Origin of the sequence: Paenibacillus sp. D9, from assembly GCF_001188365.1 — a bacterium.
Lineage (GTDB): Bacteria > Bacillota > Bacilli > Paenibacillales > Paenibacillaceae > Paenibacillus_O > Paenibacillus_O humicus.
Map to the genome: position 1 here is coordinate 4,259,022 of NZ_JZEJ01000001.1, position 13,034 is coordinate 4,272,055.

General features: G+C 60.1%; 9 protein-coding genes, 1 pseudogene and 1 riboswitch. Of the genes and pseudogenes, 4 read left to right on the forward strand and 6 right to left on the reverse strand.

Annotation, left to right across the window (positions count from 1 at the left end):
* Positions 1-686: 686 nt before the first annotated feature.
* From VE23_RS19140 to VE23_RS19155, 4 genes are all read right to left on the reverse strand, one after another.
* Positions 687-1,625, reverse strand: coding sequence for an ABC transporter permease (locus VE23_RS19140; RefSeq protein ID WP_021880223.1), 939 nt, complete (start codon positions 1,623-1,625; stop codon positions 687-689).
* Between the two features lie 84 nt (positions 1,626-1,709).
* The gene (locus VE23_RS19145; RefSeq protein WP_048746815.1) at positions 1,710-3,176 is read right to left on the reverse strand and encodes an ABC transporter substrate-binding protein; all 1,467 of its coding nucleotides are present in this window, start codon (positions 3,174-3,176) and stop codon (positions 1,710-1,712) included.
* Positions 3,177-3,300: 124 nt separating this feature from the next.
* Positions 3,301-4,830, reverse strand: a complete 1,530-nt coding sequence (locus VE23_RS19150) for a response regulator transcription factor (RefSeq protein WP_049868816.1) — start codon at positions 4,828-4,830, stop codon at positions 3,301-3,303.
* On the reverse strand, positions 4,830-6,653 hold the full coding sequence (locus VE23_RS19155) for a sensor histidine kinase (protein ID WP_232316999.1): 1,824 nt from the start codon (positions 6,651-6,653) through the stop codon (positions 4,830-4,832). Before VE23_RS19155 ends, VE23_RS19150 begins: the two co-directional genes overlap by 1 nt.
* Positions 6,654-6,884: 231 nt before the next feature.
* A riboswitch (PreQ1 riboswitch) is annotated at positions 6,885-6,928 on the forward strand.
* Between the two features lie 204 nt (positions 6,929-7,132).
* Between VE23_RS19155 and queC the strand changes: the two genes are divergently transcribed.
* The 3 genes from queC (at position 7,133) to queE (ending at position 9,317) form a co-directional block, all read left to right on the forward strand.
* On the forward strand, positions 7,133-7,897 hold the full coding sequence (gene queC / locus VE23_RS19160) for a 7-cyano-7-deazaguanine synthase QueC (protein WP_084781589.1): 765 nt from the start codon (positions 7,133-7,135) through the stop codon (positions 7,895-7,897).
* Positions 7,897-8,334: a 6-pyruvoyl trahydropterin synthase family protein gene (locus VE23_RS19165; protein WP_307721805.1), complete on the forward strand. Its 438-nt coding sequence runs from the start codon at positions 7,897-7,899 to the stop codon at positions 8,332-8,334. The genes queC and VE23_RS19165 overlap by 1 nt, the downstream gene beginning before the upstream one ends.
* A gap of 158 nt (positions 8,335-8,492) precedes the next feature.
* Positions 8,493-9,317 carry a 7-carboxy-7-deazaguanine synthase QueE gene (gene queE, locus VE23_RS19170; protein ID WP_084781735.1) on the forward strand — a complete coding sequence of 275 codons (825 nt, stop codon included), beginning with the start codon at positions 8,493-8,495 and terminating at the stop codon, positions 9,315-9,317.
* Between the two features lie 239 nt (positions 9,318-9,556).
* On the opposite strand, the gene VE23_RS19175 is transcribed toward queE, so the two are convergent.
* On the reverse strand, positions 9,557-11,041 hold the full coding sequence (locus VE23_RS19175) for a hypothetical protein (RefSeq protein WP_049868818.1): 1,485 nt from the start codon (positions 11,039-11,041) through the stop codon (positions 9,557-9,559).
* A 448-nt stretch (positions 11,042-11,489) separates the two neighbouring features.
* Between VE23_RS19175 and queF the strand changes: the two genes are divergently transcribed.
* Positions 11,490-11,996 (forward strand): preQ(1) synthase, encoded by a 507-nt coding sequence (gene queF / locus VE23_RS19180; protein ID WP_021880380.1) that lies wholly within the window; start codon positions 11,490-11,492, stop codon positions 11,994-11,996.
* A 347-nt stretch (positions 11,997-12,343) separates the two neighbouring features.
* Here queF and VE23_RS19190 read toward each other — a convergent pair.
* Positions 12,344-13,027: pseudogene (locus VE23_RS19190) on the reverse strand (amino acid permease); the annotation flags it as partial.
* Positions 13,028-13,034: the final 7 nt, after the last annotated feature.

The window sequence follows — 13,034 nt, forward strand, 5'->3', positions numbered from 1 at the left end:
TGCTCTGCATCTCCCAGCCCCTTGTCAGGGTCAGCATCCGGTCTTCAAAGGGGAACGCTTCGCCGCCTCCCTCACGCACCCCATCTCCAATGGGGTCACGGTCGCCGGCAAAGCTTCTCCAGAACGATTCTGCCCGCTGCGCTCCCGGTTTGAAAAGCCCAACCGCCGCCTCCCCCTTATTTATAAGGGGGAACCGCCTTCCGAACTCTTGGAAGGCGGTGATGGGAAAAGGCTGAAAGCCTAGCCGGGGAAGCACCGAGCAGGCTCAGCGGCGCAGCCTGCAATGCCAGGTGTCCCGGCGAAGCTGCTGGACCTGAAAGGCAGGCATGCGAAGCCGCAATGGCTGAACCTGAAATGCAACATGTGATGCCTCAATGGGTGACTTGAGAGGCAGATATTCGATGCCGCAATGAGTTGGCCAGAAAGGCAGGCATGCGAAGCCACAATGGAGGGGCCGTCTGCGGCCGCTCCGTTGCAAAAGGCAAAAAAGGTCTCAAGTCGCATGAGGGACGGAGAGGGCAGCGGGATTCTGGAGAAGCGGAGCGTTCGCATTTGCCCCCGGGTTAGCGCCGCTAACTCCAAATTCAACTAACCTGGGGGCAAGAGCGATTGGAAGAAACCGCTGGCTTCGCAGTCCGCTTCGATGCGTTCCAGGACAACTGAGCCTGCTGCCTTTGCAATGCATTCTAGAACAGCGAGTTGTCCTTGTCGAAGCGGCGTACGACCCAATTGGACAGAAGCACGAGCGTAAAGCCGACGAAGCTCTGATACAGGCCGGCGGCTGTCACCATTCCGAATTCGCCGGTCGTTTTCAAGCCGCGGTAGACATAGGTGTCGATGACGTTGGTGACGGAGTAAAGCGTGCCGGAGTCGCGGGGCACCTGGTAGAACAGGCCGAAGTCGGCGTAGAAGATCTTGCCGATGGCGAGCAGCGTCAGAATGGTCATGAGCGGCTTCAGCATCGGAATCGTGACGTTGCGGATCTGCTGCCACTTGTTCGCGCCGTCGATCATCGCGGCCTCGTAAAGGGAGCGGTCGATGCCCATGATGGAAGCCAGGTAAACGACGCTGTTGTAGCCGATCCCCTTCCACAGGCTGATGAAGACGAGGATGAAAGGCCAATAGGCGGGGTTGTTGTACCAGTTGACCGGGTCGATTCCGATGGAGGACAGGATCTGGTTGAGCAGGCCTTTGTCCAGGCTGAGGAAGCTGAAGGCGAAGTAGCCGACGATGACCCAGGAGAGGAAATAAGGCAGGAACATGCCGGTCTGGTACAGCTTGGACAGGCGCTTGTTGACGATCTCGGACAGCACGATCGCCATGGCGACCGAAGCGATGAGGCCGAGGACGATGAAGACGATGTTGTAGAGCAGCGTGTTGCGGGTGATGACCCAGGCGTCGCTGGTGCTGAACAGGAACTTGAAATTCGACAGTCCGACCCAGTCGCTGTCCAGGACGCTCCGGAGGAAGCCGTGGCGGCTGATCCGGTACTCTTTGAAGGCCAGGATGGTTCCGGCCATCGGAATGTAGGAGAAGATGAGGAACCAGAGCGCTCCCGGCAGCACCATCAGCAGAATCGCTTTGTTGCGGCCCAGGTCGCGGAAGAAGCCGGCCAATCCTTTCATGGGGTTGCCTCCTTTTCATGCGTGCGTTTTCAGGCAAAAAGAAAACGGGCGAAGAAACTGCCTTCGCCCGGAATGGTCGTTATCTTACTTCTTTGAAGCTTTCCAGGCGTCCAGCTGAGCTTGGGCTTCGGCGATGATCTTGTCGAGGCCGGCCGCTTTCAGCTTTTCGTTGGCGCGCGGCAGGTAGCCGGCAGGGTCGACGGTGCCGGTCATGAGCGGAGCCCATACCTCGGCTTTGACGTTCTGCAGAGCGGCGATCTCGTTCGCGACCTTGGAGGTGTCGAAGTTGAAGCCGAGCGTAGGAGCGTTTTTGCCTTCGTCGTTGAATTTCTTGAACTCGTCCCATTTGTTGTCCGGGTCGCCCGGGTTCAGGTAGGTGAGCATGACGTTGCCGAGAGAGAAGGTAGGCATGTCGTAGTTTTTGGATTCAGGCAGGTTCTCCATCCGGTTGTCGCCGGTCATCTTGTAGTGCGTGCCCTCGATGCCGGAGTCGACCATGTTGCGCAGCTTGGCGTCGGTGTTGAGCAGGTTCAGGAACTGCATCGCTTTCTCCGGATATTCGGAGTTGGCCGAGATCGCCTGCATGGAGCCCATGACGGACCAGTTGTAGATGATGGACGGGCCGGCCGGCGTCGATTCGATCGGATAGCCTAGGCTGGCGCTCCAGGTGTTGTCGGCGAGCGGCTGGGTCGTCGCGAGGTCGATCAGCCATTTGCCGGTTTTCTCCACGTCGCCGGTCGAGGTGGTCGTAGCCGCCTCAGGAGAAATGTAGCCCGCTTTGTAATACTTGTTCATCGTTGTCAGAGCCTGCTTCATTTCCGGCGTGTCGAGCACGTTGACGATCTTGCTGTTGTCGCCGTCAAGCGCGACAGCCATCGGCAGGCCTTGGATGATGTAATCGTAAGGGACGAACGGCGTGAAGTTGTTGTCCATTTTCAGGCCGAGCACGCCCGGATTCTTTTCCTTGTTCGCTTTCAGAATCGGTTCGAGATCCTCAAGCGTCTTGACGTTTTTGTAATCCAGACCGAGCTTGTCCAGGTTCTGCTTGTTGAAGCGGTAGACCGTTTGGGCCGGCAGCTCTTTGTTGGCCGGGATGCCGTAGTTGTGGCCGTCGACCTTGGAGCCTTCGAGGAAGGCCGGGTCCAGCGTGTCCACAATGCCTTTTCCATCGGATTTCAGCAGGTCGTCGATGGCGAGGAAAGCGCCTTTGCGCGCATTCTGCACGTAATCGAAAGCCCAGGAAGAAGTGAACAGGATGTCCATCGGTTCGCCGGAAGCGGTCATCACGCCCATCTTCTGGTTGTAATCGCCGAAGTCGATCTGCTTCAGGGTAACGGTGGCGCCGATTTTCTCGGCCGTGTATTTGTTGACTTCAGCCATGACCTTGTCGGTGTCCTTCTGCGGAGCGCCGATCGTGTACCAGATCAGGTTGACGGGCTTCTCCGCCGTACCTTCCGCGGCACCGCCGCTTTTGCCGCAGGCCGTTACGGTCAAGGCTGCGGTAAGGATGAGGGCGATCGCGCCCATGGCTTTCGGGGATCTCTTTTTCATGCCGGTGAATCCTCCCTTTGCGTCTGTCTGTGTTGAACTGCTTATCCTCACCTTACCGGATGAAAGCCGTTTCAAATAGGCGACAAATTATGAATCCGGTGTCGAAACTAAAGAAAGAGAGCCGCTAAGGTCGCAGCTCCCGGTACTCATTGGGCGAGATGCCCACATATTTTTTGAATTGTTTGTAAAAATATCCCGTTTCCACGTAACCGACTTCGCGGGAAATATCGGCGACCTTGTCGTCGGTATCCTTCAGCAGCTCCTTCGCCTTCTCGATCCGGTACTTGTTCAGGTACTCCGAGAAGCCGGAGCCGGTCTCCTTGCTGAACAGCTGCCCCAGATAGGCCGGGTGGATGCGGTGCGCGGCACCGAGGGTCTTGAGCGACAGCGCCTCGCGGTAATGCCCGGCAATGTACTGGATGACCTGGTTCACGACCGGCACGCGGTCGCTGCGCTGAAGCTGCTCCATCGTGAAATGGGCGTAAGCTTTGACGGCATCCGTCAGCTCCTCCAGGGAGGAGGCTTTGCCGATCCGGTCCAGCGTTTTCTTGAAGCGGAACAGCACCTCCTGCGCCTGCTCGCCGCCGCGCATATCCCTCAGCTCCAGGCGGAACGCGACGACCAGCTCGATCGCCGCGCTTTGGAGCAGCTCCGGCGTCGCACCCTCAATCCGCTGGAAACGCCGAAAGTCCTCGTCGATGCGGCCGTACAGCCCGTCCGTGTCGCGCGCGAGCAGCATGCGGGAGTAGTCGCCGCTGCCGATCTCCAGCGCTTCGCCGCTTCCCGGCTGCTCGCGCAGATCGGCGGCGTCCAGAATCGGACTGCCCTCATGCAGCAGATGATAGTCCTGCGCCTTCTTGGCAAGCGCGTAGCTGCGCTGCTCGAGCTCGCCGATCCGCTCCGCCGTCCCGAGCGAGAGGCGCAGGCCTCCGGCTGCGGACAGAATTTCCATCGCGCTTCGGGCAGAGGCTCTCCCCGCCTCCGCCGTATCCGACGGAAACAGCAGAACGAGGTCGCCGTCGAGGTCGGCGAAGCTGAGCGAGCGGGCATCGGCAGGCAGCAGGGAGCGGACCCGCTTCCTCAACGCGGAAATGCTCTCGCCGGTTCCGCGGACGACAGCCGACGTCAGCCACGGCCGGTCCAGGCGCAGGCCGAGCAGCTCCGCCCGCTGGGCGAGCTCGGAGGGATCGATCTCGCCGCGCATCCAGCGGTAGAGGATTCGGTCCTTCAGGATGCCGAGCTCCTCCTCGGACAGGGCGAGCTCGGGAGGCTCCTCCTCCGCGTCCAGCTTGGCTGCCGTCGCAGCCAGCGTCGCCCGCAGCTCCTTGAAGTTGACGGGCTTCAGCAGGTAGTTCTCGATGCCGAGCGTCATGCCTTCCTTGAGATAGTCGAATTCGTTGTAGCCGCTCAGGATGATCGCCTTCAGCCCCGGCAGTATTCCCCGCGCTTCCCTGATCAGCTCCAGTCCGGACATGCCGGGCATCGTAATATCCGTGACGAGCAGATCGACGGGCTGCCTCTTCAGCTGCTCCAGCGCCGCCTTGCCGCTGCCTGCGACCGCGGCGATTTCCAGATCGAAGGCGGACCAGTCGATCGCATCCTGCAGGCCTTCCACAATAAAAGGCTCGTCATCGACGAGCATGACCCGATACATCAGCTTCTCTCCTCCTCGAGTTCGTCCGGAAACCGGATGATGACAGTCGTTCCTTGGCCAGCCTCGCTGGCGATCGACAAGCCGGCTTCGGGCCCATAGACGAGCCTAAGCCGCTCCGAGACGCTGTGCAGGCCGAAGGAGCCTTCAGCCTCGTCCGGAAGCGGAATCCGCATGCTCCGTTCCACTTCCTCCAGCCGCTGGTCATCCATGCCCCTGCCGTTGTCCTCCAGCGTGATCGAGATCATGCCGCGAACGGCCTCGGCCCGGATCGAAAACCGGTTGTCGCTGCGGTCCGGATCGAGTCCATGCACGATATAGTTTTCGATGATCGGCTGCAGCGAGAGCTTGATGACCCCGCGTCCTCCGATCGTTCCCGCCATCTCGATTCTGTAGGCGAACCGGTCCTTGTAGCGGATCCGGAACAGCTCCAGGTACTGCCTTCCCAGCTCCAGCTCCTCCCGCAGCGGCACGATGCTCTGGCTGCTTACCATGCTGCGGAACAGCACGGACAGGCTGTAGATCATCTCCCCGGCGTCGTCGGCGCCTTGCGAGACGGCTCTCATCCGGATGACCTCCAGCGTATTGGAGAGGAAATGAGGATTGATGCGCGCCTGCAGGGCGGACAGCTCTGTATTTCGCTGCCTGATTTCCGCTTTGTATTCCTGCTCGATATGGCGGTCCAGCTGGTCGAGCATCCGATTGAAGCCGCTCGCGATCTGGCCGAGCTCGTCTCCGCGGGGATCGTGGATGCGGCCGGCCATGTCGCCGGTCTCGACCCGTCTCATGAGGCGGACCAGGCTTCCCGTTCGGCGCGCGACGCTGAACACCGCGATGGAGGGAAGGGCGACCGCGAACAGGATGCAGACCGCGCTCACGCTCAGGACGGTGCGCCGCACGCTCGCCGTCGCAGCGCGAATTTCCGACTTCGGAACGACGCTGACGACGTTGAAGCCGGCCGCGCTTTCGGGAAGCACCGATACGAGCGACGCTTCTTCCAGCTCTGCAGAGGGGGAGAGGGCGCTGATCCGGGAAGCGTACGGATAGAGCTTGCCGTAGTAGGCGCCGGAGGAGTCGAACACGACCTGGCCCTGCGGCGTCAGCACGAGAAGATAGCCCTTGAGGACGTCCGCGTACGTTGCCAGCGCCCGCTGGATGCCGTCCGAGCTGTAATAGACGAGCAGCTGCCCGATGTTCTGCAGCGTGGACGAATCGTTGATCGCGGACCGGACCGCGTACAGCCGCTTGTCCTCCAGCCCGAGGCCGGACCGGACCCAGGGGCTTGGAAGGCTTACCGGCGGCGTTTCCAGCGCCATCGCGTCGGGAATGTAGGACAGCGCCGAGTTCAGCTGCAGCAGCTGCGGATTGCCCTCCCTCCGGTAGGCGTACAGATACTGGACGCCGGAGCTGTACAGCAGCAGGTGCCGGATGTCGGCATCGCCTTCCGCCTTGCGCTCGAAATAAGTCAGCGCGTTGCCGAAGCCGGCGCGAGGCTCGTCCGCATAGCGGTCGATGCGGAAGCGGAAATAGTCCGCGAATGGATGCTGCAGCAGGTACGATACGTTTTGCGAAAGGGCCGTATCCTGGTAAATGTCGGAGACCATGCGCTGGACGGAATCGTTTTTGGCGGTCAGATAACCGCTTACGCTCTCCATGGCGCGCCGCTGGTTGCCGACAATGTCGCGTTCGATGGAGCCCGCCATGACGGCGTAGAGCAGATAGGAGAGGGTCACGATCGCCAGCACCGCAATGGCCGAAAAGGTGGCGAGCAGCTTGGTGAACAGGTTGTTGCGGATATAGGTGCGGTAGAAACTCCCGGCCTTCACGGATGGCCCTCTCCTTTCCCGGCCCTGGACAGGCGTCGGCATGGCTTGAATGGGGCTAATTATAGCACAAGTCAGCCCGTTTCCCAGCCTTTCGCCATGCCCGCCCTCGGAGGAGGAAGCCTTAAGAACCCGCTGCAAGGCGTAGCGCCCCGGATTACTCTGTGGTATGCTAGCTGGGCAAGAAACACAACCGAAGACGAAGTCCGGGAAGGCGGCTCTGGCCGGCCATGCCCGGGAGAGGTTCGCGAACTCCCTCTATAAAAAACTACAAGGCGCACGATTCCCGCGGGGGATCCGTGTGTTTTGCGTTCGGCGGAAAGCAGCCTCTGTCATGTGGGGCATGCTTTCCGCCGTTTTCTTTGGCGCGCCGCCGCTCGTCGCTTGTTCGATGCGGCAGAGCCGTACAGCTCGGGATCCAGAGATATGGAGTTAATCGCTGCTCTCTCTTCGGCCATCATGGAGAGGGGAAGTTGAAGCAAATGAAGAGATTGGAAAAAAGAAAAGGCAAGGCGGTCGTCGTTTTCAGCGGAGGCCAGGACAGCACGACCTGCCTGTTCTGGGCACTGGAGCGCTATGAGGAAGTGGAGGCCGTCACCTTCCGGTACGGACAGCGCCATGCGCTGGAGCTCCAATGCGCCGCATCCATCGCGGCAGAACTCGGCATCCGCCACCATATGCTGGACATGAGCCTGCTCGGACAGCTTGCTCCGAGCTCGCTGACGAGGGAGGACCTCGCGGTAGCGGACGCTCCCGAAGCGGGAGGACTCCCGAATACGTTCGTGCCGGGACGCAACCTGATGTTCCTGTCGTTTGCCGCCGTCCTGGCCAAAGGGGTCGGAGCGGCCACGCTTGTCACCGGAGTGTGCGAGACGGACTTCAGCGGATATCCGGATTGCCGGAACATCTTCATCCAGTCGCTGAACGTGACGCTCAATCTGGCGATGGAGGAGAATTTCGTCATCGAGACGCCGCTCATGTGGCTGGACAAGGAACAGGTATGGGAGCTGTCGGATCAGCTGGGAGCCTTTGAATTCGTCCGGGAAAAAACGCTGACCTGCTACAACGGCGTGCCTGCCGACGGCTGCGGGGAGTGCCCGGCGTGCAAGCTGCGCCGCAAAGGCCTGGAGCGTTATCTGACTCGGCGCGCAGCAGCGGCAGCAGGCGTTGGCGCGCAAGCCGGAGCAGCAAACGCTGCAGGCATGCGGGATGAAGCAAGAACGGATGCTGGCGGTGAGCTCCGATAATGCAAACCCTTTATCCGTCTCCGCCCCATTCGTTCCGATATGAGCTGCATAAGGAGTTTCATTTTGCAGCGGCCCATTATATTCCCGCCGAAGAGGCGGGCAGCTGCAGCCGCGTGCACGGCCATACCTATTACGCCGATGTGACGGTTGCCGGCGACAAGCTGGACGGCTGCGGCTTCCTTGTCAATTTCTCCGAGGTCAAACGGCTTGTCCGCGACCGGTTCGACCACCGTCTGCTCAACGACGACGAGCGGTTCGGCTCGGAGGCTGCCGACGATCCGGAGACGTTCCCGACGACCGAAGTCGTGGCGCGAACGGTATGGCAGCTGGTGCAGGAAGAGCTGGACCGGCGCGGCAACGGCGCCCGCTGCCTGCAGGTGTTCCTGCGGGAAACGCCGTCCAGCTACGTCATCTACCGTCCCGAGGCCGTCCGATGAGCGGGGCTCAGATCGGAGCCGGCCGAGAGGAAGCGGCGGGGCAGGGCGCATTTGCGCCTGGCGCCGGTTCGGGCATCGAGGAGCAGGCAGCATCCGCAGCTGCCGCTGGTTCGGGAATTGCGGAGCAGGGTGTAACCGACGTGGACGCCGGTTCGGGCATGGAGGAGCAGGATGCATCCGCGCCTCCTTCCGGTTCAGGCATCGCGGCGCAGGTGCCCGCCTTGGCAGCATCCAGCGCTGCGGGAAAGCCTTCCGTTCGCGGACGAATTCCGGTGCTGGAGATTTTCGGCCCTACCGTGCAGGGCGAGGGCATGGTCATCGGCGTCAAGACGATGTTCGTCCGGACGGCTGGCTGCGACTACAGCTGCTCCTGGTGCGATTCCGCCTTTACGTGGGACGGATCGGCGAAGGACGAGATCCGCTGGATGGAGCCGGAAGAAATCGCCGGGGAGCTCGAACGGCTGGCAGGCGGCAGGACGCCCGGCCACGTCACGCTCTCGGGCGGCAATCCGGCGCTGCTCCGTCCTCTCGGCGGGTTGATCGACCTCTTGCATTCGCGCGGAGCGCTTGTGGCCCTCGAGACGCAAGGAAGCCGCTGGCAGGACTGGTTCGCGGACATTGACGAGCTCACCCTGTCGCCGAAGCCGCCTAGTTCCGGGATGGACACGGATTGGACGGTACTGGAGACTATCGCGGCGAGACTGGCGGAGGCCGGCCGGCTGCCGTCGTTGAAGGTCGTCGTCATGAGCGCGGAGGACCTCGCTTATGCGAAGGAGGTTCATCGGCGCTTCCCGGAGATTCCGATGTTCCTGCAAGCCGGCAACGATCGGCTCGAGGAGCCGGATGCGGCGGCGCTCCGCAATTATTTGGCTGATCGATACGAGCGGCTGGTGGATATGGTCATGGACGATCCGGAGTGGAGCCGGGTACGCGTGCTGCCTCAGCTGCATGCGTGGCTTTGGGGCAACAAGCGGGGCGTTTAGCGGTAGGGAGTGAAGGAAGCCTTCTCCCCGGCAGAGCAAAAATGCCCTCCCCAGGATAGGGGGGCATGGATGCTTTCGGGTTGCTTTCGTTCATGGGATGCGGCATGAAAAGACTGCAGATTCAATCCGGGTCGAGCTCATTCCGCAGGATGGCATTCCGGCAAGACGAGGCCATAGCTCCCAAAGCGATATGCGGGAAATTCAGGCTTTGCCGGCAGTCACATTCGGCCGGCCGGGCATCAGGTCGGCTTTTTCCCGTTCACCTGGAACACGGAGCCGTAGTCGCCGGAATAGATCGGCGATCCGTATTTGCTCAGCCAGGTCGTGTAGAAGCGGCTGGAGGCGTTTTTGCGTGTGACGATGACGTAGTCGGGATGGTTGGCGTCCACAAGATCGGTGACGTATACCGGGAAGCCGTACATGGACTGCTCGAAGGCGGTCCAGCCGAAGACGGTTTTGGTCGCGTCCGTAATGAACGGATCCTGCCGCCCGTCCGCCAGCACGTCGCCGCCGCGGAACATGACATAACCGGATGAGCCGTACAGCGTCATGACCTTGGGCCTCGCAGGGCCTTGGAAATGCTCCAGGATGTAGTCCATTTCCTTCACCGGGTACTTGTAGGAGTTCGGCTGCGGCGTATGCTGGAAGTTGTAGACGACGTTCACGCCGAGCCCCAGTAAGAGGCCGATGATCAGCGGCTTCACGCTGAGGCTGAGCCGGAAACGGCGCAGCCCGGGAACCGACTCGATGACGGCCGCGGCAAAGTACAGGACGAACAGCCACATGAAGAAATGATACTTGTAGTTGGACACGCCGAGGAAAAAGATGCCCATCATGAAGATGAAGCGGAAAAACCGCTTGTGGATCGAGAACGGCAGCAGCGCGACGAATGCCAGCAGCATGCAGGTCGCGGCCAGATTGCCCATGCTGTTGAACTGGATGGCCTTCCACTCGTTGATGAGCAGGTTGAAGTTGCCGTGCGTCACCGTGAGGATGAAGAAGATGCTTTTCGGTCCTGCCGCATTCAGGAAGCCGGCGCCGATGACCGTGACCGCAACGACCAGCCACCGCCAGCCGATGCGCCGGTTCAGCAGCTTGCGGGTAACGAGGCTTTCCAGCAGCGCCATTCCCATGAACACGATGATGACCGGCCAGACGCCGGAGTGGAAATTGGCGATCAGCAGCGAGATGAGCGGGAGCAGAACCATGTAGCGGGCTGCCGGCTTGATCTGGAATTCGCGCAGGAAAACGAAGAACCAGACGATGAGAAACGCGGAGATCATTTGCGGCCGGGTCGTGAAGTAAATGTCGTAGATGCCCCACATGACAGGCAGCAGGAGCAGCATCAGGATCGGCTCGCGGCCCCGGGACGGCAGGCCGAGCTCCTTGCGCGAGACGAGCATCATGCGGTAGAGGCCGAGCACGAGCAGAATCATGCAGGCGGCGGTAAGCAGGTAGGTGCCGGCCCAGCCGAAGGCATCGTACAGCAGCGCGATGACGGCCTGAAACCCGACCTCATGCGGAACATAAGGGAGCTTGTCGTCGCCGTAAAAGGTATGGATGGCGGTATGCGGAACCTTGCCGGCCTCCAGCATGGACTTGCCGACCTCGATATGCCAGAACGTATCCGGGTCGTTGTACGATTCGGACGGCGGCATCAGAAACACGATGACCGATAGAACGAGCGCGGCGATGACCGCCGCAGCGGCGAAACGGATTTTCATGGGGATGCTCCTTGCCGGTATGGTCTTGGAATGGACAATCAGTTCCCTTCATTATAGGGGCGCAGGAATGCTCCGGCAATGGAGCTCTCCGGATCCTCCTTTCAACGTTGAGGAAGAGAGAGGTTGCAGGTACGCGGGGCTGAGGGCGGGTAGCAGGAATTGCGGAGACGGGTTGAAGTCCTTTGCAAGCGGCAAGGAAACATCCATGTACGGAACAACGCGGCAGCGATGTGTACAACAATGCAGCACCTGCGTCACAACAGCGCAGCATCTATGCACACAGCAACGCAGCATCTATGCACACAGCAACGCAGCATCTATGTACACGACAACGCAGCACCTATGCACACAACAGCATGGCCTCAAGCAGACAAGAAGACTAGAAGGCCGCCATAGCAGACCGCACAGACATAGCAGATCAATTGAAATCCAGAAAGGAAGATAATCCATGAACGAACAACAAGGACGCTCGCAAGCCGAATTGGACGGCGTCACGCTGCTGGGCAATCAAGGGACGAAGTACCCTTCCACGTATGCCCCGGAGGTGCTGGAGAGCTTCGTCAACAAACATCCGGACCGGGATTACCGCGTCAAATTCAACTGCCCCGAGTTCACGAGCCTATGCCCGATGACGGGACAGCCGGATTTTGCTACGATCTATATCGCCTACATTCCCGACAAGCTGATGGTCGAGAGCAAATCGCTCAAGCTGTATCTGTTCAGCTTCCGCAATCACGGCGACTTCCACGAGGATTGCATGAACATCATCATGAACGACCTCATCAAGCTGATGGAGCCCCGCTACATCGAAGTATGGGGCAAGTTCACTCCGCGCGGCGGCATTTCCATCGATCCCTACTGCAACTGGGGCAAGCCGGGCACGAAATACGAGCAGATGGCGGAATACCGCATGATGAACCTGGATCTGTATCCGGAGAAGGTAGACAACCGGTAGGGAATCGACATCCAAAAATAGCGGGTGCAGGATGATACGGATAGAGAAGGAATAGATGAGGGCGGAATGCTTGGATTACAGCTTTCCCTGGAGGAAAGAAATGAAAAGGAAACGATTCTTCACCTGGACTTCGTTGAGTTTGTGGGTGACGCCTGTTCTGCTCTACGGTTTCTATCTTTCCTTCTATTACAGGACAATTCATTTTGTACAGGACCCCGACTTTCATCCACTCGCCGGCAATAGCCTCATTTATATCTCTTGGTTTGGATTCGGATTGACGTATAATTTGATTTCTTATTATAGGACAAAATGAAAGAGAGCGCTCCATGATGGGGCGCTCTCTTCGTTTATTCCTGCCTTGGTGTCAGGTCGCATTCCTCCAGCTTGAGGAGCTTGGTCTTATGTTTCCACTTATGCCCCAGCCAGATGGCTAGGAACAGCGGCAAGCCGAAGTAGGAGGCGGCGATGAACGCCCAGTCGACTTTCCCGTCCTCGATGCCGCCGACGAATTGGCCGCCGATGACGGCGATGCAGAGAATCATGGCGAGAACCGGGCCGAATGGATACCATTTGGCCCGGTAAGGCAGCTCGTCGAGCGAGCGGCTTTGGGCCTTCCAGGCGCGCCGAAAGCGGTAATGGCTCACCGCGATGCCGAGCCAGACGATGAACCCGGACATGCCCGATGCGTTGAGCAGCCAGACGTAGACGACGCCGTCGCCGAACAGGGATGCGAGGAACGCGAGTAGGCCGAAGGCGCTCGTCACAAGCAGAGCGGCGAAGGGGACGCCGCGACGGTTAAGGCGAGCCAGCCAGCGAAGAGCTTTGCCCTCCTTGGCAAGCACCCACAGCATGCGGGTCGAGGCGTACAGGCCGGAGTTGCCGGCCGAGAGCACCGAGGTCAGGATGACAGCGTTCATGACGGATGCTGCGATGCTGAGGCCTGCCTTCTCGAATACGATCGTGAACGGACTCATGCGGACTTCGTCGCTGGCCAACTCGGGAGCGGTGTAAGGAATGAGCAGGCCGATGACGAAGGAA